The organism is Ruegeria sp. ANG-R (assembly GCF_000813985.1).
Classification (GTDB): Bacteria; Pseudomonadota; Alphaproteobacteria; order Rhodobacterales; family Rhodobacteraceae; genus Ruegeria.
This window is the reverse complement of sequence record NZ_JWLJ01000008.1, coordinates 49623-76163: the sequence shown is the minus strand read 5'-3', so window position 1 is coordinate 76163 and position 26541 is coordinate 49623. Positions and strand designations below refer to the sequence as shown.

Sequence of the window (26541 nt, the reverse complement as noted above, 5' to 3'; positions counted from 1 at the left end):
AAACGCTCATGAGAAAGGGGTATTTCGCCCCCTACCCAAATGGACCCCATTATGTTTGCAGGTCACGACAGCTATGACTTGATACACGAAACGGGGGCTGACATGCCCCCGTTTTTTTAGGAAACTGACTGGCTGGCGGCTATTTTAGAAGCGTTTGTACCAATATCTTCGAACGTGATATCTCACCAAAAGCCAGATTGCAGCGACTGGGAGCAGTGTACCAAATGCTAATCCAAACACATTCGCCAGTATTTTTGAATGCTGTTGTATGGCAGTGTGAACACTCGTAACAACGACACCAATGAAGCCAAGCGAAAACAGCAACAGGATAAGGTTCACCAAAAATTTCTTCAGTGGTGGGCGTCGGTACATTGCTCCGCAGGCTGAACAGGTCTGGTAGCCCTCATTGATGCCATTCCCACAAAATCCACAAACTGTTGCCATGCACTATACCTCTTTCTTTACATTATGGTTGTCTGAGCACCCTGACTGCGACGGGCCTCCTTTGGTCTCCAGTTTTCCGAAACTGCACGATCACGTCAATCATGGAGCGGCAGTATTCGACAATTTCGGAATAGGTGAGCCCGGTGTTGGCCTGCATGACCATAAAGGCCAGGCGCGACAGAGCAGCTTCGGGTGAGGACGTGTGCACAGTGGTGATCCCGCCGGGATGGCCCGAATTGATCGCGGACAGAAAGTCATAAGCCTCAGCACCGCGCAGCTCTCCCATCATGATCCGGTCCGGCCGGAACCGCAGACAGGCCTTGAGCAGATCGCCGCTTGAGGCATATTGGCTCACCACGAGCGAGACGGTGTTGGGCTGGCGGGGCCGGATTTCCACGGCATCCTCTATGGTCATGATCCGCTCGGATGGATCGACCTCAGCCAGGCAGGCCCGCAACCAGGTTGTCTTGCCCGACGATGTGCCGCCCGATATCAGGATGTTCCATCGTGCATGAACGGCGGCGCGCAGGAATGCGCCAAAGCCCCCGTTCTCATAAGCATCAAACACCGCAGCTTCAGAAGGGTTTGCACCGAACTTCAGGTCGCTCATATTTGCATTCAGGTCAGGAAGGCCCGCCATTAACTGATCCAGTGACAGTTCTTTGGCAACCGCCCGGCGCAAAGCGAAGGCCACGCCCTCCTCAACTGCTGGCCTAACCGCCACCTGCGCACGCCAGAGAGAATCAAACGCTTCGAACTGAGACCCGGCCAGAGGTGTTTTGGCCGAGATCGGGTTTTCGCCTGCGAGATCCTGCGCCAGGGCCAGTGCATCATCTTCGCTCAGAGGTGCATCCAGCATCTGCATGGCTGCATCACCACTGCGCTCGATCCAAACCCGGCCATCCGGGTTCAGAACAATCTCGGAAAGGCGCGGATCGGAGAGCAGCTGCTCCCCGAACACGCGATTCAATGTGCTTTGAAGATGCCGGCTCATCGGCTGATGCCCCGATCACCCCTGGCCCGTTCTTCTCGTTCCAGGCGCCGACGCTCCTGAACCTCCGGGTCACGATCGATCTGACGGTCGATGTTTTTCACATCCCAGGCCTTCCGGGTGACGTTGACGCGTTCCGGCTCATCCGTCTCCGGGTTCCTGCGCGATCGGGTGACTTCCTCTTTCCCCGCTTCTACAAAGGTAGCCTTGTCCCCGATCTTGATGTTGTTCCGGGTCATCTGGTCCTGCAGCGCAGTACCCCAGATCCGTTCAGGCGCGTCCTTGCCCTCAACCTTCATATCAACATAGTAGGATTTGCTGTCCGGATCGCCCGGTCGCACAAGCGCTTCCCTGGCATCTACGATGACACCTGTGACACCTGCTTCGACGGAGACCTCCTGTTTGGCCGCGCGGTCCTTCTGCTCCGGTGCTCTGTTTCGTCCGACGGTGGCGTCGCGTTGGATATGCGCCGCCTCTTTAGCCGGTTCGAGCCCACGTTGTTCCTCGCGCGGTGCGCGCTCAATGTCTGTCGCCTTCCAGGCACGCCGCCGGGCTTCGATGGTCTTCTCCTCGCCGGTCTTCAGGTCGGTCTTCCTGACCGTGACGGTCTTATAACCGTCATGGGCCAGCGTGGCCGTATCCCCGATGGACAGCTGTTCGCGGGCCATCATGTCCGGCAGATCAACACCCCACACACGGTGCAGCTTGTCCCGGCCGTCGATCTTTAGGTCCACATAAGGGTTTCCGCTTTGGGGGTCTTTTTCATCATAGAGCGCCGAACCGGCTTCAACGATTCTACCGCGCACACCTTCGTTGAGGTCGATCTTTCCCGGTGCCTGACCAACTGGTGCGGCTACGCGTGATGATGCATTTGTTTGACGATCTTCGGGAACTCGCGGGTTTGGTTCTGAGCGCTCAATGCCTTCGGTCCGATCGGGACCGCGACCGGTTACGCGTTCGTGTACGCGATCCTCGATCTCAAGAAGGCGCCCACCTATTGCGGCGCGGTCAAAGCCCTGCCCTTTCATCTGCTCGATCTCATCCTGAACGCCGCGCCCAACCTTCTCCTTCAGGAACTCGTCCCCCCTGCCCTCGGCAAAGGCGCGGTTGATGTCACGGATGTCGTCACGGGCATCGCGGTAGATCTCAGCGGCCTCCTTGTACGCCGCCTTCATATCAATCCGGGCTTGGTTCTCGCTGAGCGAGTTGGCATTCGCCAGGGTCTGTACATCCCGTTCAAACCACCGCTCGCGCGTCTGACGGTCCACATCGGCGCCATTGCGGATGCGCGACAGCACCAGGTCCCCGTTTATGCCCATGGCCTCGAACCGCTCGGCGACTTTGCGATCCGCCTCCTTCAGCGTTGCCCTGGTTGCATCTCCACGCGGATCATCCTGCCGATCCTGCTCTTGCCCCAGAGCCTGCGTCTGCGTTGGATCTGCAGCGTCCCGTTCTGCAGCCCGGCGCTGGCGGGTCGGATCGACATCCTCACGCCCGACCTCGATGCCGTCATCGTCGCGCTCAAGGCGTTTACCAAAGAATGTCCGGGTCTCTTCGTCCATCAGAGGCTCATAGCCGCGCAGGACCCGGGAGATCGCGGCATCCATCTTGCTGCGCTTGTCCTCGTCCTCCGTTGCGTCGGCCTTATCAGACATGCCCTTGATAAAGGTGCGAATGTCACCGCCGATGGCCTGCAGTTTCGTGTCGATGCCCGCCGCCATTGCCGGGTCCAGATCGTGTGAGACTTGCTGATTCACATCGATGTCCTCTTTCTTGAGAACCCCGTCAGGCACCAGGGTTCTGGCTGCGCCGAGTACAGCCGTTGCATATGAGCCCAGGGTCTCGGCGCGCCCGGGGTATTGGGTTGTGAAAATGCCCTGATCGACCCCGGCCTGATGCGACCGGAGGGTTTTGCCCAGGGCGGCGTATTCGGCGTTGCGCTGGTCTTTGAGCGATTGAAGTAGTTCCGGTGCGATCGGAGTTCGCCGGCCGCGGCCGAAGCCGGGAAAGCCGGTGCGTGTCTCTGCGGCAGGCCGTTCGCGCAAATCCCGGCCGTCGCGCCGCGCGTGGATGCGGGCGCTGCTTTCATATTCCGGGGCAAGATTCCGGCTGAAGCGGCTGGTTGCGTTCAGGACAATGCCGACGTCTCGTGCGGTCTCGACGTGCAGGTCCCGCAAGTCCTGCGTCGTCACCCCGTATTTGCTCAGGTGAAGGGTCTTACCATACTGAGCCGCACGATTGACGATGAGATGGGTATGGGGGTAATCGGTGTCACGGTGATGGGCCAGGATGAATTTGTACCGGCCGCCATAGTCGCCCCCCGTCAGGCGGTGTGCAAAATTCTCTGCTGCCACTTCAGCCGCATAGGAATCCGTGCCTTTTGGATAAGAGACGATGAGGTGATAGGTGTAATTGGTGGTGCGCGCATCCATTTGCTCCCAGTCCCGAGCCCAATCCTTTTGAACCGCTTTCAGCCCATCCATGCCATCGATGAGTTCACCTGTTTCTCCCCGCTCCGTGGTCAACGTGCCCTTCCGGGAAATGTAGGCCAGTTGACCGCCGAGTTTCCCGGCGGATGTGACACCTCCACCGCGCACGATCTTGACCACCGCCTGCTGCGTCAGCAGTGAGTTACCGATCATGCCGGCAGCCGCCGACGCAATCCCTTTCGAACCGGGTGAACGCGGATACCTTCTCTGTCCTGGCGTGCCAGGACGAGGTTTGAGATCAGGGATGAGTTGGAAACGGCCGAAGAGCGCTTCCCACGCAGGATCATAAGCATCAACGAAACTGGTCATCACCTACTCCGCGTGTCTCTTTTTGAACGCCTGCTTCCGACTTGAGGCTTTCGCGCCTGGTTTGGAAGTGCGCGGCGGCCCGTACCAGTGAACGGAGATTTGCTGTGTCCTGATAATCGTTCAAAAGCCTCTGTGAGGCGGCCAACAGAGTTTTCATCTCCTCGAGAGTGTCTTCTGTACGCTTGTTGAGACGAAACTTCCCTGCATTTGCAGCACGTGTCATCTGGTTCAGATTGCTGGCCGTGACACGCAACTGCCGAGCCAGATCATCGAACTGATTGTTCTTCGCCTGCTCTAGGGTGGGTAACCCCATACCGTTGCGGATGAACAAACGAATGAGACTTGCAACACTGCGTAGCCCAAGCTGCTTGCTGAGGTTTCTCAGCAAAGCCAGTTCATCGGCTTCAAAACGCATTGGATAGACAGAATCTTTCAATACACCTTTCGGCATCGGGACGGTTCTCCACGATTAGAAATCGTGCGAGGCCCCGGCAGACCGCGCGTATTTAGATTCATTTTTAACTGGAAAAAATAGCCGACTGCAAGTCCAGTCTAAAAATGTACTACATTTTTCATTATCCCGCAAAGTACAAAGTAAGCGTAGGATGTCGTCGATCTGTCGCAAGAGACAGGACCGTTCGCAGTCAGTGACGTCCAGTCTGCAACGCTTGCACGTCGGGGCACAATGGTACAGCTGCAACGCGCTCCCGGTTGTCGGCGGTAGGCTGCGATTTGCACCTCCACCACCCAACGCTGCGCGGTGATCGTCGGTCGCAGACTGCCGATCGTTGGTACTAAGCGGTTGTAGGGCAGTGGTAAAACAGCCGTTGCGGATTGCTTTGAAAGGCAATAGCGTAGATTTCAGCGTGGGTGCCGGATCGCGCGATAACTTGAAATCGCAAGCCCGGGTGTGGCACGCCGCAAAACTGCGTGGCTTTCGGGCGCAGACCCGGAGACCCAATTGAACATCTATGCCGCTGTAAATTCCAAGGGCGGAGCTGGGAAATCTTCCATGCTCGTCGCCTTCGCCTCTGCCTTGCACCATCAGGGCAAACGTGTCCGTATCCTCGATCTGGATTCACAAGGCACACTCTCGGAATGGTTGAATCCGAAAAACGGGCTGGACCCTCTCCCCGCCGACGAACTTCTGATCGAGGCGGGGCAGTTTGCTGCGAATGATGCAGAGAATGCGAAGCTGGCTTATGCCCATATCCTTGAGGCGGAAAAGGTTGGGGGATTCGATTACCTGCTGATCGACACCAAGGGCGAGCCCAGCATGACCGCCGCAATGGCGATGGCCGTGGCCGATATGGTGTTGTGCCCGTCTGATGGATCATCGGCGGAATACAAGCCCATCATGGTCACATACAGATCCTGCGAAGCGGCCTTGCAGCAGATCGGCAGCAAAGTGGGCCCAAAAGAGAAGTTTCGGATTGTGTTCACCCGTCAGTCCGTCGCGCAATCGGCCGGCATCCAGAAGGGCAAACAGGCATTGGAAAAGCAATTCACCTGCATTGGTGGCATTGCCGACTCTGCCGCACTCGATGACGCGTTGCGGACGGGAACCACAATCGGGCATTTGATGCGATTTGCCGAAGAGGCTGCGGAACAGGCGGAAACGCAGACGGCCAGGTCGAATGCAAGGCGCATGGCGGATCGCTGCAAAAAGGCGCTGAGCAATTCTGATTATGTCCTGAATGCTCTAAAAGAAAGCGAGGTACAGCATGTCGCGGCCTAAGAGCATCGATAGCCTTCTGAATGGCCCCGCGTCTGAATTCGCGCCGACCGTGACAGACCTGAGTAATCAGAAACTAACCGAACCAACAGCAGAGCCAAATCCTGAGCCCGCCAAGAAGGCGAAACAGTCGCCGGGCGAACGCAAGACAAAAGCCCCTGCGCAGTCGTCATCAAAAACCCCTACCCCGATCCGGTTTCAGATTTCAGCCCCCGAAGGTGGCGAAGTGGAACGGGCATTGGGGGATATTCTTGCCTCTGTCCCTGAAGCCCTTCGATCAGGCATTAGCATCGGGGCTTTGTTCCGACAGGTCATGATCGACAATGACGCGGAAATTGCTGCAATGATCCGCAAGAGCGTTGGGGGAACAGACCAATGAGTAAGAAAAAAACGACAAAGCGAGACAAAAGACAGTCACGCCAAGAAGAGGCGAGGAAGGGCAGCCGGATCGCATTCAAATCTCAACCTCTGACGGCGGTGAGATTGCGGCAGCGCTGGAAGAGATCCTCAGTAACATACCATCTGCGTTTCAGAAGAACTTTAACCTTGGAGCGTTTTTAAAGAGGTCCTGCAGGATAACGACGCAGAAATTGCCGAGATGATCCGGACGGCGATACCGGGCTAAAGGGTACAATGATCCTGTGTTATCGAGGTGCAGAAAACTCCAGTCGGATCGGCAGCCCTTGGGGAGGCGACGCCGCCTCCTTTCCCAAAAACACAACGGCTGAATACACAAGGGGACTCGTCCCGAGACGCGCCCGGGGATCTGGCCGAACACGCATGTGTTCGGACGGAAACGCGGGCGGGTGCAAACACCTCTGACAGGATGGACAGACAGGGTCAAGGAAGGCCAGATTTGGCTCGGCCCAAATCTCTGCCCTAAAACCGACAGGCCCCGGCCTGGCTGTTTTGGGGATGGCCCCCTTGAAGCCGGTTGGCCAACCTGTCGCGGTCCCTTTGGGCCGGCACCGGGAAGGGCGCGATCAACGATCCGCCCCGTCGGCAACGGCGTCCCCGGAACGGGGACAGGGCCGCCTCTCGGCGGCCCATCCTCACCAGAGGATTTACTCCTGAGGCTCTTTGGAGCTTGGCGGGAACATCACCAGTTCCGAGACCGCGACCGGGAAGTCAAGCTTGAGGCTGAAGAACTCCGAGCCATCCCCGTTGCGGGTGTTGCGGAACATGGCGCCGACGCGTTGGAAGCGGGTGCGCTCCTGGCCATCGTTATCGGTGAACTTGACGGGGACGGTGGCGACGTAGTGGTTGGTCATTTGGGTTTCTCCTTTTTGCGATGGGGATCACCCGGCACGGGGGCACCAGGACCGGCCGCAAGCGCAAATGCGGAGGGTCTGCGCGCAACGCGCGTGGAAACCGTATTTGTGCTTGCCTTCGCCACGCGAAGGGCACGGCCGGGCCGCCTCCGTGCGATCCACATAAATGAGCAAAAAGGTGTGACCCAAATCTGCGCCGCCACTTTTGCAGCCGTCTTCGATCCCGTTGATCGAGATCGGAGATGGCCGGGGGCGTCCTGGTTCAACGCGGCGGCGGGTTGATCCGTCGCGCCCAACAGATGGCAGGCCCGTTAGCAGCCGTGAGCGCAGATCCGTCGTCGGTGTCGGGTGGTAATAGCCGTTACCGGCACCAGGGTTCCGGGCGGGGAGGACAGCTGGTTCGGCCGCATCGATACGGCACGGCCAGACCTTCCGCAATGAGCCTGCGCCCCACGTCCTGTCCGTTGACAAACAACGCGCCGCAGAGCCGCCCGAAATTGCACTGATCCGTGCCCTCCGTCCCGGGTCGGCAGGCACAGGCCACGCGCTCAAATTCAATCGCCGCCGCATCCCGCACCAATTGACCAAGACGCGCCGTGGCGCGTTCCCCGAGCTGGCGCTCAGCAGTGCAGGACGGCTTCCATGTCTCAGGCGTATTAAACCCGACGAGACGCACATTCGCTGGCATGCCGCGAACATCGATCGTATCACCATCAACGATCCGTATGTCGCCGGCGCGAAGGGATCGGGTTCGCGACGCTGACCGCACGGCGGCAGGCGCGACCGAAGACAGAAAGCCGGACGACATCCAGCCCGTTCCCAGATTTGATCGGATCTGGGTCCACTGCCCCTGACCACGGAGTTTCTCCACGCGTGTACCTTTGCTCAAAACGCCCATCACAGGATTTGAGGTAGACGGCCCGCTGCGCTGGTTGACGCGTGTTCCCGTCACATAAACGTAAGCGGCGTTGGCTGTTTGTGATGTCGGTATCGCTGAAGGATTGTGGGGTTTGGACGGAGAATCTGTGGGTCCAAACAAGGATCCGACCGCCGCGACGAGCGCGACAGCAATAATCAACGGCACTATGATCTGACGCTGAACCTTGCGCACGGCACGCCGAGGTGCAGTGATCGCGCTGGTCACAGACATCGGACGGGGGCTGGCCCGATAAGAGCGAGATCCACGTTTTGGTGCCGGTTTGGAAACGCGGGTATCAGCTGTCGCGTCTGTCTGCGTTGGGCTCTGACGCTCAAGTTTCAGGACTTTGTGCAGGCTGGCATACTGAGCCTTGCTCAGGCGGGTCTCCGTCCCATACCGCCGGAAACGGTCCGCCATGTTTATGAGAAACGACATCTCCCAATCATTTGCCTGACCGGACCGCAACCGCGCATCAATGCGCGCTTGAATCTCTTTGGTCCGGTCCGAGGAAAAGGGCATCGTTAAAAAACCTGTGCGGGTGTTAGGCTGCGCAACACATGTCTTTTGCAGCACAACCACAATAGACTGAGAGTGCTTTGAGTTACCATCTGGTCCGTCCCGAAACCAAAGTTGCTGCATTCACGCCCCAAGACCTTTGGTACCGACCATCAGATATCATCGTGACGCGCCGACATGCGCGCGCTCTTTGAGAACGAGTAAAGGGCCGCCCGAAGGCGACCCTCATTCATTCACGCGCTCGCATCTTTCTTTGCCGGATCAGCGACCCGCATAACAGTCAGCCCCCGGGCTTCAGCCTTCTGACCGAGGTTCAGCGCGACCCCGTTGCCTCCGAAGAGGACGACGCCGGTTGCGGCGAACTTGTCGTCCAGCATCTCATCGTTGCACTTGAACGGCGCCGCCCGCCCATGCGCGGACCAGCGCGGATCGAAGCGTGCCTGGGCGATGCCACGCGCCCGCGCCCACCGGGCCGCGATCATCTCAGCCCCGTGCTTGCCGCCCTTGTGACAGATGAAGATGTCCTGATTACGGTTCTGCTTGATACGGTCCCGAACCTTGTCGAGTGTGTTGAAGATGATGTCGATGTCGGTCCAGTCGGTCGCGCCGGAGACGATCAGTGGAACGCCCTCAACCTTCGATCTGGCCGCTGTCTCCCGATCATGCTGCTCCAGGAGCTGCCGGGCCTCGAAGACGGCGCCGGTCTCCTGCGCCCGGACGCTGGCGCGCGACCCCGATGCCGGGATGAAGGCGTGACCGGTTTCGACCTCGTAGCATTCTGCCGCCGCCTCGCTCATCGTCTCAATGGCGCCTACGATCTCCCGCAGCTGCATAAAGCGGGCCTGCGCCTCTTCAAGCGCGGTTTCCGCGATCTCCGATCCGTCGTGACATTTTGCCAGCGCGCCGATTTTGTCGGCGGTGCGGTCGAGTTCCTTTCCCAGAACCACCTTGCGGCGCTGCAGGATCGTGGCCAGCCCGTGCGCCAGCGGTTCGATTTCTGCCTCGAGACCGGTCCCGCGCAGCTGACCGATCAGGGTCTCGAAGGTCTCCCGAACAATGCTGTCCTTCAGGATGTGATCGTCGGGTGTGGGCAGGGATGCGTCTTTTTCGGTCAGGCCGAAGAGTTCGATGGTCTCATATGTGTTCGCTTGATCGTAAGCCATTTCTCATATCTCCAGATGTTCGGTGAACCACCACGTGAGTGTGGTGGCATGGCCGAATGACTGGTTTCCGAATCTGTCCGGGTCAGGGACGGCGCAGCCGCCGGCCTGCCGGGCGCAAAAGTTTTCCGGGCACACCGCAATCCACATGCACGCCCTCACACGCGGGACCACGCTTTCCATCCGCGCCGACCTCGCCGAAAAGTTTTGCGATCCTTGACGCGGGCTGATTTGGGGGCCATCCGGAGGATATGCTTCCACGCTCATGTGTGTGTGATGTGACGGCAGGTTTGCCCGACACGAGCAGGCAAACGGCGCGACCGGACGCGGGAGACGGATGCAGCGGCGGGATCGTTTTGGCTCTGGGCCAAAACAGGCCAGAGCGCAATCCGGCGGAGCGGCCGGGGAGCGACGTGCTCGCGAGGCGGGCAAACCGGGGGTCTGGTTGCAACGCCGCGGTGAGGCCGCATGGCCGAATGCGCGACAGGCCATCGGCCTGTTCTCCCCTGCGACACGCGCAGCCGAGCAGGGGAGACCGGAAAGCAATACTGACGGGGTACCGTTTGTGCTATAGCGTTGCCATTCGCCCAGACAAATGGTAGTCTATTGGAGCACCAAGGGGATCGACATGGGCGTTCAGAAGCAATCCGTCAGTTTTACAGACACCGCCTATGCCTTTGCCAGGGAACTGGTTGAGGCCGGGGAATACCCCAATGTAAGCGCGGCGGTTTCGGGAGAATTGGCGAAAGCCAAGGCGGAACGCGAACGTGAACAGGCTGTACTTGAGGCAGAACTGGAGCGACGCCTGTCACTGCCACTGGATCAATGGGAACCTGTTGGGGAGGCGTCCAATGTCACGGCGGGCGCGCGGGCACATCTGGCTGCAATGACCCGCAAAACCTGATGCGCTTTGTCCGCCATCCGTTCTTTGAACGGGACCTCATCGGTATCGTTAATCACATTGTCGAGGTCACGGAAGGTGACACGGCAGCTGCCCTGCGGCGATTGGACGAGATTGATACTTTGCTGGAAGCAATCGTGGAAGAACCAACCTCCGGTGTCCGCCTTGAGGGAAAACTCGATGGCTGGCTGGTACGTCACGGAGGTGCCGGGCATCGCCTGACCATTGTGTTCAAGCCAGATATCGACACCGCAACCATCTACCTTGCCCTCGTCGCCTTTGGTGGACGGGACTGGATGAAGCTGGCGGCCAATCGGCAGGTGTTTGCGAGCTAAATTCGCTGCCAAGGCCCGTGCTACTATCCCAAGATAGTATTTCTCAAACCCAGGCGCAGTGGATACCCCACCAGCAAGTAGTCGCTTTGAACCATCGCAACGCGTCCTAAACACCCGCAAACAAAAAAAGGGGAACCGTGGGCACACGGTTCCCCTCGCGCTGCTAACTTTGCAGTTTTCCCCTCAATCAAGCGACCAGCGACAGCCCGCCGCTTGCAGTCCGATCCTGCTCGTCGCTATCGACAAACGGAATGATCGAGAAGGTCTGACCGCCACGCTGTTCTTCATTCTGAACAGCGTTGACCCGCAGATCGCCATCCGGCGTGTTGATCAGCAGCGACAGATAGTCATTGCCGGTCCGGCTGCTCTTGGCCATCCAGGCCGATCCCACCCGGATCGGCTTGCCGCGTGGCGAGCTGATCTCGATCCGGTAGTCCGGATGGGTGTCTTCGGATTTGAACTCGTTCTCGATCAGCATGAAATCAAGATCGAACATCATATTGGCGATGTAACCTGTGAAGGCGTTGTCTGCATCCATGGCGGTCAGCTCACCCGAGATCGAGCCGGACTTCATGACGCCGTTCGAGACCAGCGGGATGATTTCGAACTCATCGCTTTTCGCCTCACGCGCCTCTTTCGTCTGAACGGCATTGACCCGGAACGGGCCGAGGCCGACATCGATCTGCATCGAAATGTAGTGATTGCCGCTGGTATTGCCGGTTTCGTTCCACGCGGTACCAATGCGTACCTTACGGCCCGACTTGTTGACGGCGGTGACGTCAAAATCCGGGCTGCGCTCGGACATCTTGTTGCGGGATTCCAGCTGGATGGCGATGTCGAAACGGTTGCTGTGGATCATGCCGGAATATGCGATTGCAGCGTTGTGAGCGGTTTTGGTCAGGGTTCCTGCGAACATGGGTCTTCTCCTATCTGAGGTTGCCGGCGCCTGACCTCTGATCAGCGCGACCGGAATTGCCTTTCGACCCCTCCTGGGATCACAAAAACCCAAAGCTCTCTTTCCTTTGTGCCGAGACCCTCAGCTTGCCCCGCCGCCGGAGTTTGTCGCAACGGGCCAGAACAGACCCCTTCCCGCCCATCCGCTTTCGAGTCGTTGACCGATACGGGAATGAAGAAGTCCAACTCATCCCCGTTCAGCCGTTCGCCAGAGAGGTCGGTCAAACCAATGGTGCTGCCATTTGGCAGGTAGGTGATCAGGTATTGGCCCAGATGATCCTTGTGAACGAGATAGGCTTCGTTTGCCCAATGCACGATCCGGCCTGCATCCACGGTAGCTTTGATACCAGCGATGTCCATGTGAGTTTCCAGTTCTGAAAAACAGGCAATTGGTGTGAAGGCCGATCCTTGGCTAAGGTCTTCCGTCCAATACCAACGTCTTACCAGTCAAAAATCTCCAGATATTCGACGGGCGGAACATCGCGATCAAACATGACATAGTCGCAACCCGCATCAATCGCCAAAGCCATCACGGCTTTGAACGCGCCGCAGTCAAGCGCCGCCGGCAACTCGGCAAGCATTTCTGGGACGGAGAACAGCCAGCCATATTCGTTCTGCATGACCGGTGGCTTGGCGAACTTGCCCTCTTCAATTGCACGGGCGGTTGGCTCGGGCAGATGCGAGGTGCTGCAATCATAGAACTTGCGGACATTGCGCATGATCAATCCCTCTCATCCAACAGAACATCGAACACCGTCCGGCCAGAGGCATCATTCGCATAGATATCCGTGTGTATGGGCCGCTTCCAATTGATGACATCGCCCGCTTGGGGATTACAGCCGATCTCGGCGGTTTCTCCACCTGTGAATGCCAGATGGGCGCAGCCCCATTTGATGTACCAATCGGCCACATCATCCCAGGTCTTGTCGGGCGGGAGTTCGATCGTGCCGATGGCAGCACAGTGCAATTGCGTCAATACAGTTACAGAGGTCATGTCAGTGTTCCAATTTACCTATTTGTTGTGGGGGTATTCAGGTCGGCAGCGCCGTCGGCTCTGATCAGGTGCTCGTCGCAGCCATCCAGTCCCTGAAGCCAAGGATGGTATTGCCACTGGCAACATCGGCCATCCATGCGTCCCGCGGATCGCCATCGGGTGTGGCCGCAACGCGATCTATGTGACCGTTGGCCATCCATGGTGCGGGCTGGATCTGTTTGAACCAGTCGGCCATGCTCGGGATAAGTCCCTGACAGTCTTCCTTGACGTGCTGCTCGCCGATCCAGCGGACGGGGATGTTGCGCCCCGCGCCATTGGTGACACATGCGCCGAAGACGCGCTCCGCCTCGAATATTCCCTGCGTGTGATGGCGCAGGGCACGGTGGGTGAAGAAGGCCAGATGTTCCTTGGACGCATCGAACCAGTCGTGAATGGCTTGATAGTCGGCAGGATCGCCACCGAATTTCCGGGCGGAGCTTTCCGCGTGATGAAGAGGATGCGCCATGTCAGAGCCCCTCATCATGACAATGGGAGCACTCGATGTAGCGGTCGGCGTGATCCAGCGTGATGCTGTCAGCGGCGACATCCCAGGTCAGCGTGCCGTAGCCGCCCTCATTGTTTTCGAACCCCGGATGCTGATGATAGGCGAAGGACCAGGCGAAATCGCCAACCTCGGCAAATTGGTCATCTGTTAATTTGACGCCCACAGGCCGCACCGTCACATCTTCGATATTCCCGGAATCGCCATAGCCTTCATACTCGGCAATGACTTCAGTGATGCCGAGGCCGCGCAGTTGCGCGATCAACTCGCCCCGGGTTGCCCGGAGTTCAGTTTCGCGCTCAACACGCCATTTTTCCATTGTTTCGGCAATATTTGTCTGAGGGTTCGTCATGGAGGTCTCCACCTGTCAGAGATTGAGGGAACACCGGATCGGATGGTTGATCCGGTAATGGATCGCGACTGGCAAATCCGGTCGCGATACCCCGGCCAAGAGCCCGCTTTCCCTTTCAGGCGGCCCGATCTGCAGTTGTGGATGACCCCTCCCCCAGAATCCGGATCAGGATGCCAACTGTATCGATCCCGTCCCCGTGCGGCAGAAACACCCGCAGCTGGAAGGCGATGATTTCGGTAAAACACCCAAGGGATTTGAGGCTCTCGATCGTTCCCTTGTCGGCACCGCCAAGCTCCAAACGCATCTCGCCGGCGACACGGCGGCGGGTCAGAGTCAGGCCACTGCCAAGGTCCACTGGTGCAGTGGCGCCAAGCGCCGCCGTCAACATCTCTTGAGGCGTCTGAGGATCCTGCACCAGGAACCGCGCGCGCAGGGTCACGGCACCTTGCTCGCTAAGCGTGCGGCCGATCATACTTGTTCCGCCATCGGGCGTGACCCGGTAGATACGCTCATTGGTGGTCGGGATATCCTTCCAGATCGGCAGTAAGAGCCCGGTCAGCAGATAGAGCCTGGTCGTGGTGGTTTTTGGGAGCTTATCTGCCTCCTCACTCCAGAGCCGGATGAACTCCGTGTCCCCAACCTCCTCCCAGGCTGATTTCTGGAACTTGCCCTCTTCCGCATAGGTGGAACCTGTCGGCCGGATCACCTTCCGCATCAGCGTCACGATATCCTCGTCATACATCTGCATGGGGCGTACCGAGATCAGGGCCGCACGACCGGACGCGCGATTCATCATCGTCTGTTTGTCCCGGTTGCGCTCGCGCGCCTCGTCTGCCGGCAGCACATGAACGGGGTTTGTCACTTCAAGCCCGATGATCCGCGTCACCGCGCCGGATTTCGGGCAGGTCCAGAGATCTTCGGTTGACACCTGCTCAATACGGTCGCCGCGCAGGGTCTCAACCCCAAGATCGAGCGTGCCAGCCGCCCGCGCCCGTTCGGTCTGATCACCGATCCTCGCCATGAACTCCGCAAAAAGCGCGTTCTGCAGATGGATCGGCAGCGCCAGCACCCGGTTGAGGAACCGTTGGATCGGGGGCAGCTCTTCAAGCAACACCCCCTCTGCATCGGTCAGCTGCAAGGCGGTCCAATCGGTGAATGCCTCATAGCTCATCGCCCCCGCACGTCCGGCAGCGAGATCGGCATAATAGCCACGCAGCGCTCCGCGTGCGATCGGGCTTTCCAGATTGTCCTCCTCGCGGAACATGCCCTGCGAGCCGGTCTCGCGCTGGCCCTTGGTAAGCGCGCCCAGCTGATCGAGGCGCTTGCTGATCGTGGAGGTGAAGCGCTTTTCGCCATGCACATCCGAGGTGCAGACCCGGAAGAACGGCGCGCTGACCTGGGCCGAGCGATGGGTGCGACCCAAACCCTGGATGGCTGCATCCGCGCGCCAGCCGGGCTCCAACAGGTAGTGCCGCCGCCGCTTCTGGTTCTTCGCAGATCTGGCGGCGTGATAGGAGCGACCCGTGCCGCCCGCATCGGAGAAGATCAGGATATCTTTCTCGCCGTCCATGAAGGCGCGGGTCTCAGAGGAATTGCTGCTGGCTGCCCGTTTCTCGATGAAGAGGTGACCGTCCTCCGCTTTCAGAGGTCGGATCGATCGACCAGTGACTTCGGCCACGGCCTCGTCACTGAGCGCCCAGAGGATCTGATCAAGGGCGGAGGCAATGGGTGCCAATGTCATCAGTTCCACCATCGCCGCTTCCCGCAACGCCAATGCCTCGCGCGAAATCACCAGCGCGCCATTCTCGTCGCGCAGGGGTTCGGCCACCATATTGCCGTCGATCTCAATCAGTTTCTGCGCATGGATCGGGAAGGCTTGTTCGAGATAGCTCAGCACGTAGTCACGAGGCGTCAGGGCTCCTTCGACCAGTTCGTCTTCCGGGTCCATTGCCTCAAGCCGACGCTTCAGCAGGCTTTCGCCCGTCGAGACCACCTGAACGACGCAGGCATAGCCATCTTCCAGATCCTGCTCGATGGCGCGAATAATGGTCGGGGCTTTTATCCCCATCAGAAGATGGTTGAAAAACCGCTGTTTGGTGCTTTCAAACCGGGATTTGGCCGAGGCGCGCGCGGCGGATGCATTGGTCTTGCCCGAGGCATCATTGACACCCGTTGCCGTCAGCGCGGCTTCGAGATTGTGATGGATGGTGCGGAAGGCACCGGCATAGGCGTTGTAAATCTCGATCTGTGCTGGGGTGAGTGCATGTTCCAGCACGTCATATTCTATTCCGTCGAAACTGAGGGCGCGCGCCGTATAGAGCCCAAGCGTCTTGAGATCGCGGGCAACCACTTCCATGGCCGCGACGCCGCCCGCCTCCATCGCCGAAACGAAGCTTTCGCGGCTTGAGAACGGGTATTCAGGCCCCTGCCCCCAGAGACCCAGCCGGGCGGCATATGCGAGGTTATGCACACTCGTCGCTCCAGTGGCGGAGACATAGAAGACACGAGCCTGCGGCGCAGCGAGTTGCAGCCGCAGGCCGGCGAGACCCTGCTGGGAAGGTTTAACCCCCCTGCCCTGCTCAGACCCGGCCGCGTTCTGCATCGCGTGGGCCTCGTCAAAGGCCAGCACCCCGTCGAACCCATCACCCATCCACGCGAGCAGCTGGCTCAACCGTGTGGTGCCACATTTGCCCGCCGAGCGCAGCGTGGCATAGGTGACAAAGAGGATGCCGTCCCCCATGGGAATGGGTTGATCCGGTTTCCATTTGGAGAGCGGCTGAATGTCTGCGGGCGAGCCCCCGAGATCGGTCCAGTCACGGATTGCATCTTCGATGAGTGTCGCCGATTTCGAGACCCAGACGGCCTTGCGCCGTCCGGCAAGCCAGTTCACCAGAATCAGGCCTGCGCATTCCCGCCCCTTGCCGCAACCGGTGCCATCGCCGAGGAAGTAGCCGAGACGATAGGCCCGTGCGTCGGCGGCATCATCCGCTCGAGTGAGCTTGGTCTGATCCTCATCGATGGTGAACCGCCCCGGCAGGTCACGCCCATGAGCATCATTTGCCATGATGATGGTCTCGAGCTGCGCCTCGGAAAGGTCGCCCTCTTCGATCAGCCGGGCGGGCAGGCGCAAGTCTTCAGTACTTGCGCTCGATGGGACTGGCGGCGCGACGGAGGCCATGGCGATGCTTTCGACCAGCGGTGTCGGATGGTCCTGTGCCCCGGCGATATCGATCCGCTGCGGCCGATAGCGCGCATAGATGTCCGAAACCGGTCTATTGTCGCGCGGGGCTTCAAGGCTCGTGAAAGTAAGCGGGAGTGCGGCATTGCCCCGCGATTTGGGCGCACCGGCAACAGCCGACCGTTTGGGTCTCACCGGCGTTGGTACGATCCTGGATGCGTGGTGCAATGCTGCAACCTGGGTCGAACGCGCCTCGGGCCGGGTCATCGCCACGTCATCAACGTATGAGATTGCGTCGTCCAGATCGCGGACGCTGGCACGGATCAAATCGCTGCTCTCCTGCACCTTGTCGAAGACCAACAATTGGGTTTCCACCGAAGTGCCAAGCTTGCGGTAGACATGCCCCGATATCGTCAACGCGAGGCGCGGGGTCAGCAGGCCGCAAGCCCGTGCCCAATGGGCGGCATCACGTTCTGGGCCGAATCCCAGCGGCATGATCGCCACCAGCCGCCCGCCCGGTGCGAGGCGCTTGGCCGCAGCGATGAGATGTTTGGCTGCGATATGCCGGTCCTTCGAACGATCGACCGAAGAGGCAAAAGGCGGGTTCATCGCAATGATTTCGGGCAGAACGGATGTTTGCAGAAGATCGTCAATATGCTCGCCATCATGACCCGTCACATCGACCTCGAAGACAGTCCGCAAGAGCTGTTGCCGAAAGGGATCGATCTCGTTGAGCATCACCTTGGCCCCGGCGCGGACAGCAAACGCGGCCAACGCGCCGGTTCCGGCTGACGGCTCAAGCACCGTCTCATCCTTGCGGATCCCGGCTACCCGTACCGCCAGGGCCGCATAGGACAGCGGCGTGGAAAACTGTTGCAGCCGGATCTGCTGTTCCGAGCGGCGCGTTTCTGTCAGCAAATGCGAGGCGAGGAGTTTTGCAGAGGATAGATCATCCACCACTCTATCACTGTTCAGAAGCGCCTGCACCGCAGCCGCTTGCATCACGTCGTAGGCCATGCGCCAGTGCCACGCGCCACTGGCATCGCTGCCGCCAAAACACGCGCGCATGATGCGCGCCAGCGCCGAACTGCGTAAGGCTTGGTGATCAATCTCCGATCCGATCTGCCCCAGGGCAATGTTAAGATCGGCATCAGAAACCGTGAGAGCGGAGGGTGTGAGGTTGGATTCTGCCATGGCGCTTGTCCTTTGGATCAGGGTTAGAGTTCCAAAGGACAAAAAGCCCGCTTTTCCCTTTGGAAAGCGGGCTCTGCCAGCAACTCAATCAGCCAAAGGTCAGAGAAGGTACTATGCGGCGGCCGTCATTGCCATTGAGATATGCCGCCAATGTCAAATATAGACTAAGTGCGGCTCGACACATCCAGCCTGCCCGCTGCGCGAACACGCTGGACACCACGCAGGATGGCATCAGTAAAGGCCGGACTGAATGCACCCCGGGGCGCACGATCCTCAAGGGCATATGAGGTCTCGAGAATATCGGCGTTCAACTCGTCAAGCATAACCCAAAGAGGCAGATCGGTATCCAGTTTTGCCCGCCGCGCCTCGGTCTCCGGTATTTCCAGAGCGACCCGCCCATGATCCGGGGTTTTGCTGGTGATTGGTGCGATGAACATCACATGCTGCCCGGCCGCATTCGCGACAACGATCACAACGCAACTCGGTCGTTTCTTGCGGCCTTCTGTCTCGCCGTGATCCGCCTGCCATTTCCAGAGGTAGTGATAATCGAAAACCTGTCCCGCAGCCGGAAAGTCAGCGGCCACGGAAATGATCCTCCAGGCCCTTGTCGAGAAGGTTGCCCAGATCATCCGGCATATCAGACACGTCCAGCGCGACCTGCGCTCCGCGCCCTTTTGTAAGCGCCTCGAACCGTTCCATCGACATGACCACAAAACGCGGTTTGCGGTGCTTGGTGATCGCGACCGGCGCAACCGTTGCCGCCTCGAAGAGATCGCCGGTGTTGCGTGTCAGGTCGCCTGCTGCGAATTGTTTCATCCGGGAGGCTCCGTGTGTTTCCTGAATTATTAAGAATATACGTGTTTTCTAAATATTCTGCAAGAACCCCAAACCTGCATTCTCAAAATACATCCCCTCAACTATCCCTGTCCGAGTAGAACTCCGCCAACACCGGGCTTGCCGCGCCCTTCGCGGAGCTGAGACGTGTTGAGCCAGCGAGCGTGGCTTTTGACAGGCGCACAAGGCCGCCGGTTTCTTCGATGCGATAACAGCGACGTTTTTGTCGACCGCGCCGATAGTGGGTGGCGGTCACGATCTGACAGGTGCTGCCATCGGTCAGTCTCACCGGGGCTGCAAGCTTGATCCTGTCGCCTTCCTCATAGTCGGGGATCGCAGCCCAATCCCGGCACCGCTGACGCCAGGCATGGGCATAGCTTTCCGGGTCCTTGAGATCGGACAACAGGGCCAGAATGCCGAGCGGGGCGCGGGACCCAACCGGGCCCGCACTTTCCTCCATATCCTTGTAGCCCCAGCAGCCGTCGTCATATCGGGTGAGGAAAACAGCACCGAACGTGATCGAACCATCCGCATCGGTCACATAGGTCGCGTCTTCAACAGGCGATCCATCAAGCTTCGCAACCCGCGCCGCAGCATACCAGGTTGAACCGACCTTTCTGGCCTTGATCAACTCGGTTTTGCGGATATCGGTCTCGAAGCTGCAGAGGCGTGTGATCTCCGCTTTCTCATCAGCGTAGGTTTTGACACGCCGGTCGGTGTAAAACAGCCAGCCCATTCCAGACTCCTTTCTCTCAGAAGGAAATGTATATTGCCAATGCCCCGAGGGGGCCGTTGGCCCGACAGGGTATTGGCGATACAATTTTGAGGCAGGGCGCGCTACGCCGCCCTCCGATCATCAATCTCCCTGAGCGCATCCAGCGGCACACGATAGGGCGGCATCTCGTCGAAATCCTCGCAATTGCCGGAATTCTGAACGATGGCAAAACTGTCATTGGCGTCTTGGAGGATCACGCGGAATGTTCCACCCAGACCAGACGGAACATCATAGGCCCCACCGATCAGGTAGTCGTCCGCGCGTTGGACAAAGACACGGATTCTATGGCCATCGGTGGCCAGCCGTATCGTCTTGTGGCCGCGGTCGATCAGCATTTGAACGTCATCAAGGATATCGGTGTAGAACTGTCCCGTCAGGTCGGCAAAAGCCTCCCGACGGCGGGACATCCAATCCTCGTCCCGAAAGGGGTTGATGCCTTCGGCAAACGTAAAGGATGGATCGGTATGTCTGGTCGTCACGATCCGCGTGGTCGTCCCGTCGATTCCATTCGAACGCAGATGCACGCCAGTGCCAACGATCAGGATCAGTGCCGGTTTCCCAACCGGTCCGTTCCAGTTGGGCAGGAAGGTGTTGCAGGCGCGGGCATGCGCGATTTGGGCGGCGACATCGGTCGCCGGGAAGGTAAGAATGGTCATGGGTTTGTCTTTCGTGAAAAGTTGAGACGGAAATCGACCAGCGCCGGTTGGAATTCGACGCAGGTCGTTATGACACTCAGGCGGCTTTGGCCGTGGTGGGTTCATCCTCTGAGACCTCCGCCTGAGGCACCTCAGCGTGCTCGATCCCAACCGTTTGCATCAGGGGCGGACACCAGGTTGCAACAGCCATCCGTTGCTCATCCGTCAACGTAGCGAAAGGTTCGGCAAAGAGCTTGTCGCAGAAGGCCACGATCTCCTTCTTGCTGGAAGATGCGAGCGTCAGCGCCTCCTGTGCAAGCCCCAGATCCTCACTCAGAATTTTGAGGAGCCAGGCCTTCTTGAAGCGATTGAACAGGGCCGCGTTCGGTGTCCAATGCGCTCGAATGTCGGGCATGACCTCGATCTCGAAGTTATGCATCAGGCTGTCGCGCTGCCGGTCCCGTGCGAAGCAGGATTGTGTGGTGCTCGCGGTGGCATAGGCGACGAGCTTGGCTTTCTCGCCCGGCGCGAGCGCGCGGAATGCGTCAAACTGGTCCGCTGGCGAACGGGCCTCGTCCGCCCAGGAGAGATCGAGCTGCTCGTAGACCGTGGCCACCTGTTCGAGCGAGGTGCCATCGATCTCATTCATCTTCGCGTGATTGCGGTATTCCTTGCGCGCATTGACCTTGATCGCATGCGTGGCACCCATGCCGCCGCACACGACATCGCTGACCAGCTTGAAAAGCGTCAGGTCGAGCGTGGCCTCGGGATGCGTCGCCATGGCCGCGCTAAGCGCCATTGCCCGCTCGGTTTTGAGGTCCTCGGACAGGGATGCGGAGTAGACGATCTCGTCACTGTCTTTGGCACTCTCCCCGCCTGACATACTGGAGTTCTTACCAGCGGTCTCGGTCCTGTCCTCGGGACGGACGAGACCCACATGCAGGGACACCTGCCCGTTTGACCAGGATGCGATCACACCAGCGCGCGCCAGATCCTCTTCGCTGTAAGCCTCCTGCAGTTCGCGCGCCTCGCTTTCCAGATCATCGACGCGATCAAAGAGCGAATTGTAAGCATCGTCTTCGAGGGACTCGTCTTCCATCTCGAGTTGCAGTTTTTCCAACTCGGCGGTGATTTCGTCGATGCGTTTCTGGGCCTGTTCATCCGGTTCGATCGGGCCAGGATAGACCCGCCCATAGTCGGCCATCTCGGAATAGTCGTAGCGGACAACGGCCTCGGCCCAGGCGAACCCCATCTTGTCGCGGGCCGTCTCAGCAGCCGCGTGCAGTTTTTCGAGCAGGATCGTCTCTACCAAAGCGGCGTCTTCCAGCACCGAATGCTCTTCTAAAAGATCGGCCGCGACGGCACCGCCACGCGCCTCATAGTCCTCGCGCACAAAGGCTCCGATATCATCGCTGACCTGAACACCTCGGGTCTTGAGCGCCTGCCGCACCGTGTAGGCCTGAAGATAGCCACCCTCCTTTGTCAGCGCCTCGAACACCTCCTTCTGAACCTCCTGACTGGGATGGTCCGCAAAGGCCTTCATCGTATCGAGCGTGATCGATTTGGCGCGGGCCGCCGCGCGGATATCCGGATGGATGAGACCATAGCGCAGACGCCCCTTCACCGCCGAAACACTCGTGCCAAATGTCATCGCGATGGTGTCAGGGGTCTGTCCATCAACCTCCATCATGCGGGCGAAGGCCTCGAACTCATCAATCGCATTCATCGGCTCTTGGGTGATATTCTCCGCAAGTGACAGGGCGGTCGTGACATCGCAATCGTCGGGGACCAGACGGCAGTCGATCTTGGTCTTGTTGGTAAAGCCCTTCACGCTCTTGTCGGCGGCCAGCTCCCGCAAAGCGGCATGGCGACGGCCACCGGCGAGAACACCAAACTTACCGTCGATCTTCTGCACGAGAAGCGGCTGGAGAATGCCCAGCACGGCAATACTGGCTTTGAGATGTGCGATATTCTCAGATGCGTAGCATTCGGGGGAATTGCTGCGCACGTTGGCCGGATGGGCAACGAGATCGCCGATGGCCACGGAAACGGGTTTGAAACTGCGTGTCATGTGATGTCCTTCTCTAGAATGAGCGCCGCCCGGATCTTCCCGGCGACAGGCCAATCCCCGGGATCGGGGACCACATGGACAAAAGGCCCACTTTCCCTTTTGAGGGGCCGTGGGCCTGCTGAAGTTTGAAGAGGAAGAGCTTCTTGTCCTACCAGTCGCGGGCCATCATGATGGTCAACACGCGGATAGTCGTTTCGGGATTTTCGGGTGTTTCTGCGCCATGGCGGAAATCGGAGTTCGCTTCATAGAGATCGATTTTCCAGAACACTGTCTCGCCGCGAATTTCGACGGATCCGAAATCATGCCAGCCCTCCGGATCGTTGTCGGGTTCGAACACCTCAAACGCTCCCGTGGCTTTCACCGCCTCATCCATGAAGCCGTCACCGGCCTCAACCAGCGAACTGGTCACATGCATGCGGCCCGGGATCGGTTTGTCCGGAGCGACGCCAAGACAGGCGAGCCTGCGAAAGGCGTCATTCTGTGCGGCAATGATTGCGGGATCAGGTTGGTCGGTTGAGGGGGTTTCTGGTTGGGCCATGGGTCTGTCCTTTCTGCAGATGTCAAAATCTCCAAACCCAAAGCCCTCTTTTTCTTTTCCGATCCGCACTAGGCCCCAAAACCGACCTACATCCCCTCGGGCATCACGCCGCCTGCCCCGACCGCCCGGCCTGTGATGCGGCGACGAGATAGTCACAGGCTCTTTGCGCATCCGCGGCATGTTTGAAGATGGCGCGCTTGTCGCTCCGCAGTACACGCACCCAGTTGTCGATATAGGCCGCACTCAGTTCCAGCGTATGCGCTGAAAACCCCAGTTTCTGACCCAGAAACACCGTGCAAAGCTCCGCTACGATCTCCTCGCGCGCGTAGGGCATATTTCCAAACTTCGCGTCACCATAACTTCGGTTCAGCCTGTGCCGCGCCTTGGTCCAGTGGGCCAGCTCATGCCCCCAAACGGAATAGAAATTGCGCGGGTCGTTGAAGACTTCGATGGGCGGCAGGTAAATCTTGTCGAGGTTAGGAACATAGCAGGCTTCTCGCCCGGTAAAGCTGACCGTCGCATCGATGACCTCAAAGAAATCCTGCATATGCGGGATCGGGGCGCATTCCGGATAGGTCAGGTCGGCGGCCGGTGCAGGATGGAATCGGACATCAAGCCCTTCGATCTGATCTGCGTTGAAGACGCGATAGGATTTCATGAAAGGGATGGTTCTGGGGTCGTCGCCCTTAATATCCTCCTCAATTGCGGTTTCGTCACGTTTTCGCTCAGCCTTACTGTAGTAGACAACCACCGAAGACCGAGACCCTTTGATGATCCTGGCCTCCAGATCATTGGCCTGTTTCAGGGTCATCCAATAAGGCGAGGTATATCCCGCCATCAGTGTACGCATGGTCAGCAGGAAATTGTTGATGCCCTGATAGGGCTCGCCGTTCTGTCGGAGCGGTAGGGAACTGCCACCGACGCGCCAGGGTTTGCGCCAGGGCAAAACGCCCCGGTCAATAATGTCGATGAATTCGTTTGTAATAGACGCGGCAGCGTCGAATTTGAGCTTGGGTGATTTGGCCATGGGTTTCTCCGAAATATGAACATGCGCGAACAGTCACGCACGGATCGGAACGTACTTTTGGGGGTCATCTCCAAGGGCATTGACGGCACCGTCTGGAACCCTGCCGGCCCCCTCCCGCAAACTCCGGATCCAGAAAACCCAAAGCCAACTTTCACTTTCAAAAAGATCGGGAACTGAACGAGAGGTGACGCCGGGACACATACGTTAGCTGTCGCTAGGGTGCGGCCCGTCAGAGGAAACATTCGCCGCAAGCGCGAAGTTGAGCACTCTGCGAACCGGAAGTTCGCAGACTTTGTTGCCAACGGCAATGGAACCACAAATTGCCGCTTCGTGACAGCGCACTCTTCGTGAAAACGAAACCTGGTTAGTAGCCTTGGGCCAATTTCCCGATTTGAGCACAAGCGCTTTAAGAGCCCTTTCAACCCTAGCTCCACAATTTTTTCGAAGGCCTCGGACAATTCCTTCTCCATGGCTCCATACATTGCGATCTATGCCCAATGCTCTCCGTCATGTACGGAAAGTTTATGAAGTTTTCCGCAATTCTGCTCATCAGGCGCTCGGGAAGAAATCCTATATGAAAATGATTTTGATGCTTCATCAAGGCGGTACGGGAGGTTATGTTGCCTGAAATTGGTCTACTAATCTGACTTAAATCCATTGAAGGCAAATGAGCATTAACGGCAGCAACAATATAAAATTTGCCAGTCTTTACAGTGGTTGCGGGGGATTAGACCAAGGCTTTCTCGATGCTGGCCTAGACGGCGTATGTGCCATCGATTTCGACAAATCCGCCTTAAGCACCTTGGCGTCGAACTTGGGCACCAAAACTACTTGTATGGATCTTGGCGCATTTAGCGAACAACATGTGTCCCTTCTGAAAGGGGCTGACATTATTGCCGCTGGCCCACCATGCCAAGGGTTCTCTACAGCAGGCCGGAACGACCCAAATGATCATCGCAATGATCATGTATGGAACGTGGCTCGGATTGCTGCAATGACAAAGCCAAAAGTTGTTTTAATTGAGAATGTTAGAGGTTTACTAAATCCAAAAAACTCGAAGCACTTTGATAAAACGCTCTCGGTATTGCGCGAGAACGGCTACTCAGTGAGTTGGTCGACCTATAACTTGACTGACTATGGAATTGCTCAAAGAAGGGTACGAGTACTCATTGTCGCTGTCCTAGCGGATACAAGCTTTCGGCTTCAAATTCCCTGTCAGGAGAGACAGCCGCTTGAATGCGCTCTAGAAGACGTGTGCAACGTAAGTGACTTCGATCCAAAATTCCTTGGAGAGACATCTGACGAGAAACTAATCGCGCGTAAAATACAGCCCGGCCAGAAGCTATCGAATGTTCGGAGCGGCTTATCGGCCGTTCATACGTGGGAAATCCCCGAGGTCTATGGCGCAGTGACACGTCAGGAAGCGAATCTTCTGGAAACTATTGTGAAGCTTAGACGGCAGAACCGGAAAAGGGACTTTGGGGATGCTGACCCTGTCGCGATGGGTGTAATCGAAAAATACTTCCAATCCTCCGCGCGAGATTTGGTTGGATCGCTTGTCCATAAGAACTACCTTCGGCTCATAGACGACCACATTGATCTGACCAACACATTCAACGGCAAATTTCGCAGGCTAAAGTGGGACGATGTCTCTCCAACTGTCGACACACGCTTTGGACAGCCCCGCTACTTTTTACATCCAGTCGAAGATCGTGGTTTTACCGTGCGAGAAGCGGCAAGAATCCAAAGTTTTTCAGACGATTTTAAGTTTTCAGGTTCGCACGCGGTGAAATACAGAATGATAGGCAACGCAGTACCACCCAGATTTGCCAAGTTGGTAGCAGAGAACATTGTCGCAAATTGGGGCGACATATGAATCGAGCAGACTTCAGAAAAGTTCTCCAAAGATGGTGCATCGAGGACTTTGATGGTAAGAAAGGCATAGAAGAACTTAAGAGAGACATAGAGTTCTTGGAGCGCGAACTATTTCACGAGTACACGGTCACAGCACACGGAGCCCACGGCTCATTCGGCTCTAGGCTGGCGCGATGGATCGGCAACTTGGACTCCGACGACGACCGGCAACACCTCTACCGGCTGCTCGCCCATCTGTTTTTTATTGGTAAGAGCGAACAAGAAGCTGCTTACCGAACAGCATATAGCAAGCACGTTTTGCAATGGCTGATGCAGGTATCGGACATAGATCCCTTCTCTCCGGATTCTCAGGAGCGGATAAGTCAGGAGTTGCACGCGACAAGGTTTACAGAAGTCACAGATAGCTTTGGCATCCGAAACTTCTGTTTAATCAATGGAATTCAAGGCGAAGATGTTAGGTATAAATGGGAAGGTAATATCGACAACTAGGCTGAGCAACAATT

26 protein-coding genes are annotated in these 26541 nt (G+C 58.0%); 6 read left to right on the top strand and 20 right to left on the bottom strand.

Features of this window, described 5'->3' with window-relative positions:
• Nucleotides 1-466 precede the first annotated feature (466 nt).
• Genes RA27_RS17495 through mobC form a run of 3 tightly spaced genes read right to left on the bottom strand, consistent with a single transcriptional unit; the run spans nucleotide 467 to nucleotide 4684 of the window.
• On the bottom strand, nucleotides 467-1438 hold the full coding sequence (locus RA27_RS17495; RefSeq protein WP_039542026.1) for an ATPase, T2SS/T4P/T4SS family: 972 nt from the start codon (nucleotides 1436-1438) through the stop codon (nucleotides 467-469).
• Nucleotides 1435-4233 (bottom strand): relaxase/mobilization nuclease domain-containing protein, encoded by a 2799-nt coding sequence (locus tag RA27_RS17490; protein ID WP_039542024.1) that lies wholly within the window; start codon nucleotides 4231-4233, stop codon nucleotides 1435-1437. The genes RA27_RS17495 and RA27_RS17490 overlap by 4 nt, the downstream gene beginning before the upstream one ends.
• Nucleotides 4217-4684: a plasmid mobilization relaxosome protein MobC gene (gene mobC, locus RA27_RS17485; RefSeq protein WP_039542023.1), complete on the bottom strand. Its 468-nt coding sequence runs from the start codon at nucleotides 4682-4684 to the stop codon at nucleotides 4217-4219. Before mobC ends, RA27_RS17490 begins: the two co-directional genes overlap by 17 nt.
• A 459-nt stretch (nucleotides 4685-5143) precedes the next feature.
• Here mobC and RA27_RS17480 point away from each other — a divergent pair, with 459 nt between their 5' ends.
• Both RA27_RS17480 and RA27_RS17475 read left to right on the top strand, forming a co-directional pair.
• Nucleotides 5144-5971 carry an AAA family ATPase gene (locus RA27_RS17480; RefSeq protein WP_039542022.1) on the top strand — a complete coding sequence of 276 codons (828 nt, stop codon included), beginning with the start codon at nucleotides 5144-5146 and terminating at the stop codon, nucleotides 5969-5971.
• Nucleotides 5958-6347: a hypothetical protein gene (locus RA27_RS17475; protein WP_039542019.1), complete on the top strand. Its 390-nt coding sequence runs from the start codon at nucleotides 5958-5960 to the stop codon at nucleotides 6345-6347. The genes RA27_RS17480 and RA27_RS17475 overlap by 14 nt, the downstream gene beginning before the upstream one ends.
• 685 nt (nucleotides 6348-7032) lie before the next feature.
• On the opposite strand, the gene RA27_RS17470 is transcribed toward RA27_RS17475, so the two are convergent.
• The 3 genes from RA27_RS17470 to RA27_RS17460 all read right to left on the bottom strand — a co-directional run bounded on the left by RA27_RS17470 (nucleotide 7033) and on the right by RA27_RS17460 (nucleotide 9837).
• Nucleotides 7033-7239 carry a hypothetical protein gene (locus RA27_RS17470; RefSeq protein ID WP_039542018.1) on the bottom strand — a complete coding sequence of 69 codons (207 nt, stop codon included), beginning with the start codon at nucleotides 7237-7239 and terminating at the stop codon, nucleotides 7033-7035.
• A 361-nt stretch (nucleotides 7240-7600) separates the two neighbouring features.
• Nucleotides 7601-8677, bottom strand: coding sequence for an SH3 domain-containing protein (locus tag RA27_RS23255; protein ID WP_052265349.1), 1077 nt, complete (start codon nucleotides 8675-8677; stop codon nucleotides 7601-7603).
• A gap of 230 nt (nucleotides 8678-8907) precedes the next feature.
• Complete coding sequence (locus tag RA27_RS17460; RefSeq protein ID WP_039542015.1) at nucleotides 8908-9837, bottom strand: DUF2493 domain-containing protein; 930 nt, start codon at nucleotides 9835-9837, stop codon at nucleotides 8908-8910.
• 625 nt (nucleotides 9838-10462) lie between these two features.
• On the opposite strand from RA27_RS17460, the gene RA27_RS17455 reads away from it, so the two are divergent.
• Both RA27_RS17455 and RA27_RS17450 read left to right on the top strand, forming a co-directional pair.
• Nucleotides 10463-10738, top strand: a complete 276-nt coding sequence (locus RA27_RS17455; protein ID WP_039542014.1) for a hypothetical protein — start codon at nucleotides 10463-10465, stop codon at nucleotides 10736-10738.
• Nucleotides 10738-11070 carry a hypothetical protein gene (locus tag RA27_RS17450; protein ID WP_039542011.1) on the top strand — a complete coding sequence of 111 codons (333 nt, stop codon included), beginning with the start codon at nucleotides 10738-10740 and terminating at the stop codon, nucleotides 11068-11070. Before RA27_RS17455 ends, RA27_RS17450 begins: the two co-directional genes overlap by 1 nt.
• Nucleotides 11071-11257: 187 nt before the next feature.
• Here the strand turns inward: RA27_RS17450 and RA27_RS17445 are convergent, their stop codons facing one another.
• From RA27_RS17445 to RA27_RS17380, 14 genes are all read right to left on the bottom strand, one after another.
• Nucleotides 11258-11986: a DUF736 family protein gene (locus tag RA27_RS17445; protein ID WP_039542007.1), complete on the bottom strand. Its 729-nt coding sequence runs from the start codon at nucleotides 11984-11986 to the stop codon at nucleotides 11258-11260.
• Between the two features lie 41 nt (nucleotides 11987-12027).
• Nucleotides 12028-12384 (bottom strand): hypothetical protein, encoded by a 357-nt coding sequence (locus RA27_RS24445; RefSeq protein ID WP_193746539.1) that lies wholly within the window; start codon nucleotides 12382-12384, stop codon nucleotides 12028-12030.
• Between the two features lie 80 nt (nucleotides 12385-12464).
• Nucleotides 12465-12743, bottom strand: a complete 279-nt coding sequence (locus tag RA27_RS17435) for a hypothetical protein (protein ID WP_039542004.1) — start codon at nucleotides 12741-12743, stop codon at nucleotides 12465-12467.
• Nucleotides 12744-12745: 2 nt separating this feature from the next.
• On the bottom strand, nucleotides 12746-13018 hold the full coding sequence (locus RA27_RS17430) for a hypothetical protein (protein ID WP_039542001.1): 273 nt from the start codon (nucleotides 13016-13018) through the stop codon (nucleotides 12746-12748).
• 64 nt (nucleotides 13019-13082) lie between these two features.
• Nucleotides 13083-13523, bottom strand: coding sequence for a hypothetical protein (locus RA27_RS17425; protein ID WP_039541998.1), 441 nt, complete (start codon nucleotides 13521-13523; stop codon nucleotides 13083-13085).
• Nucleotide 13524: 1 nt separating this feature from the next.
• Entirely contained in the window at nucleotides 13525-13911 is a 387-nt protein-coding gene (locus RA27_RS17420) for a DUF6878 family protein (protein ID WP_039541995.1), read from the bottom strand.
• Between the two features lie 115 nt (nucleotides 13912-14026).
• A complete protein-coding gene (locus tag RA27_RS17415) occupies nucleotides 14027-18283 on the bottom strand; it encodes a strawberry notch-like NTP hydrolase domain-containing protein (RefSeq protein ID WP_039541992.1) in 4257 nt (1418 codons plus the stop codon).
• Nucleotides 18284-18447: 164 nt separating this feature from the next.
• Nucleotides 18448-18867, bottom strand: a complete 420-nt coding sequence (locus tag RA27_RS17410) for a hypothetical protein (RefSeq protein WP_039541989.1) — start codon at nucleotides 18865-18867, stop codon at nucleotides 18448-18450.
• Nucleotides 18857-19099 (bottom strand): type II toxin-antitoxin system prevent-host-death family antitoxin, encoded by a 243-nt coding sequence (locus RA27_RS17405; RefSeq protein ID WP_039541988.1) that lies wholly within the window; start codon nucleotides 19097-19099, stop codon nucleotides 18857-18859. The genes RA27_RS17410 and RA27_RS17405 overlap by 11 nt, the downstream gene beginning before the upstream one ends.
• A gap of 97 nt (nucleotides 19100-19196) precedes the next feature.
• A complete protein-coding gene (locus RA27_RS17400) occupies nucleotides 19197-19853 on the bottom strand; it encodes a hypothetical protein (protein WP_039541984.1) in 657 nt (218 codons plus the stop codon).
• 101 nt (nucleotides 19854-19954) lie between these two features.
• Nucleotides 19955-20548 (bottom strand): hypothetical protein, encoded by a 594-nt coding sequence (locus RA27_RS17395; RefSeq protein ID WP_039541980.1) that lies wholly within the window; start codon nucleotides 20546-20548, stop codon nucleotides 19955-19957.
• Nucleotides 20549-20624: 76 nt separating this feature from the next.
• Nucleotides 20625-22598: a ParB/RepB/Spo0J family partition protein gene (locus tag RA27_RS17390; protein WP_039541977.1), complete on the bottom strand. Its 1974-nt coding sequence runs from the start codon at nucleotides 22596-22598 to the stop codon at nucleotides 20625-20627.
• A gap of 148 nt (nucleotides 22599-22746) precedes the next feature.
• The gene (locus tag RA27_RS17385) at nucleotides 22747-23136 is read right to left on the bottom strand and encodes a DUF3768 domain-containing protein (RefSeq protein ID WP_039541974.1); all 390 of its coding nucleotides are present in this window, start codon (nucleotides 23134-23136) and stop codon (nucleotides 22747-22749) included.
• Between the two features lie 103 nt (nucleotides 23137-23239).
• The gene (locus tag RA27_RS17380) at nucleotides 23240-24163 is read right to left on the bottom strand and encodes a zincin-like metallopeptidase domain-containing protein (protein WP_039541972.1); all 924 of its coding nucleotides are present in this window, start codon (nucleotides 24161-24163) and stop codon (nucleotides 23240-23242) included.
• 667 nt (nucleotides 24164-24830) lie between these two features.
• On the opposite strand from RA27_RS17380, the gene RA27_RS17375 reads away from it, so the two are divergent.
• Both RA27_RS17375 and RA27_RS17370 read left to right on the top strand, forming a co-directional pair.
• Complete coding sequence (locus RA27_RS17375; protein ID WP_039541970.1) at nucleotides 24831-26039, top strand: DNA cytosine methyltransferase; 1209 nt, start codon at nucleotides 24831-24833, stop codon at nucleotides 26037-26039.
• Complete coding sequence (locus RA27_RS17370) at nucleotides 26036-26527, top strand: hypothetical protein (RefSeq protein ID WP_039541967.1); 492 nt, start codon at nucleotides 26036-26038, stop codon at nucleotides 26525-26527. Before RA27_RS17375 ends, RA27_RS17370 begins: the two co-directional genes overlap by 4 nt.
• The last annotated feature ends 14 nt before the right edge of the window (nucleotides 26528-26541 follow it).

What these genes read in the sequence shown, in the direction of transcription:
- RA27_RS17435 (WP_039542004.1), bottom strand. Translation starts at nt 12,743, where the DNA reads ATGCGCAATGTCCGCAAGTTCTATGATTGCAGCACCTCGCATCTGCCC.
- RA27_RS17400 (WP_039541984.1), bottom strand. Translation starts at nt 19,853, where the DNA reads ATGGGCTGGCTGTTTTACACCGACCGGCGTGTCAAAACCTACGCTGAT.
- mobC (WP_039542023.1), bottom strand. Translation starts at nt 4,684, where the DNA reads ATGCCGAAAGGTGTATTGAAAGATTCTGTCTATCCAATGCGTTTTGAA.
- RA27_RS17405 (WP_039541988.1), bottom strand. Translation starts at nt 19,099, where the DNA reads ATGAAACAATTCGCAGCAGGCGACCTGACACGCAACACCGGCGATCTC.
- RA27_RS17490 (WP_039542024.1), bottom strand. Translation starts at nt 4,233, where the DNA reads ATGACCAGTTTCGTTGATGCTTATGATCCTGCGTGGGAAGCGCTCTTC.
- RA27_RS17395 (WP_039541980.1), bottom strand. Translation starts at nt 20,548, where the DNA reads ATGACCATTCTTACCTTCCCGGCGACCGATGTCGCCGCCCAAATCGCG.
- RA27_RS17385 (WP_039541974.1), bottom strand. Translation starts at nt 23,136, where the DNA reads ATGGCCCAACCAGAAACCCCCTCAACCGACCAACCTGATCCCGCAATC.
- RA27_RS17495 (WP_039542026.1), bottom strand. Translation starts at nt 1,438, where the DNA reads ATGAGCCGGCATCTTCAAAGCACATTGAATCGCGTGTTCGGGGAGCAG.
- RA27_RS17380 (WP_039541972.1), bottom strand. Translation starts at nt 24,163, where the DNA reads ATGGCCAAATCACCCAAGCTCAAATTCGACGCTGCCGCGTCTATTACA.
- RA27_RS24445 (WP_193746539.1), bottom strand. Translation starts at nt 12,384, where the DNA reads ATGGACATCGCTGGTATCAAAGCTACCGTGGATGCAGGCCGGATCGTG.
- RA27_RS17390 (WP_039541977.1), bottom strand. Translation starts at nt 22,598, where the DNA reads ATGACACGCAGTTTCAAACCCGTTTCCGTGGCCATCGGCGATCTCGTT.
- RA27_RS17475 (WP_039542019.1), top strand. Translation starts at nt 5,958, where the DNA reads ATGTCGCGGCCTAAGAGCATCGATAGCCTTCTGAATGGCCCCGCGTCT.
- RA27_RS17470 (WP_039542018.1), bottom strand. Translation starts at nt 7,239, where the DNA reads ATGACCAACCACTACGTCGCCACCGTCCCCGTCAAGTTCACCGATAAC.
- RA27_RS17460 (WP_039542015.1), bottom strand. Translation starts at nt 9,837, where the DNA reads ATGGCTTACGATCAAGCGAACACATATGAGACCATCGAACTCTTCGGC.
- RA27_RS17375 (WP_039541970.1), top strand. Translation starts at nt 24,831, where the DNA reads ATGAGCATTAACGGCAGCAACAATATAAAATTTGCCAGTCTTTACAGT.
- RA27_RS17415 (WP_039541992.1), bottom strand. Translation starts at nt 18,283, where the DNA reads ATGGCAGAATCCAACCTCACACCCTCCGCTCTCACGGTTTCTGATGCC.
- RA27_RS17450 (WP_039542011.1), top strand. Translation starts at nt 10,738, where the DNA reads ATGCGCTTTGTCCGCCATCCGTTCTTTGAACGGGACCTCATCGGTATC.
- RA27_RS17420 (WP_039541995.1), bottom strand. Translation starts at nt 13,911, where the DNA reads ATGACGAACCCTCAGACAAATATTGCCGAAACAATGGAAAAATGGCGT.
- RA27_RS17445 (WP_039542007.1), bottom strand. Translation starts at nt 11,986, where the DNA reads ATGTTCGCAGGAACCCTGACCAAAACCGCTCACAACGCTGCAATCGCA.
- RA27_RS23255 (WP_052265349.1), bottom strand. Translation starts at nt 8,677, where the DNA reads ATGCCCTTTTCCTCGGACCGGACCAAAGAGATTCAAGCGCGCATTGAT.
- RA27_RS17430 (WP_039542001.1), bottom strand. Translation starts at nt 13,018, where the DNA reads ATGACCTCTGTAACTGTATTGACGCAATTGCACTGTGCTGCCATCGGC.
- RA27_RS17425 (WP_039541998.1), bottom strand. Translation starts at nt 13,523, where the DNA reads ATGGCGCATCCTCTTCATCACGCGGAAAGCTCCGCCCGGAAATTCGGT.
- RA27_RS17370 (WP_039541967.1), top strand. Translation starts at nt 26,036, where the DNA reads ATGAATCGAGCAGACTTCAGAAAAGTTCTCCAAAGATGGTGCATCGAG.
- RA27_RS17455 (WP_039542014.1), top strand. Translation starts at nt 10,463, where the DNA reads ATGGGCGTTCAGAAGCAATCCGTCAGTTTTACAGACACCGCCTATGCC.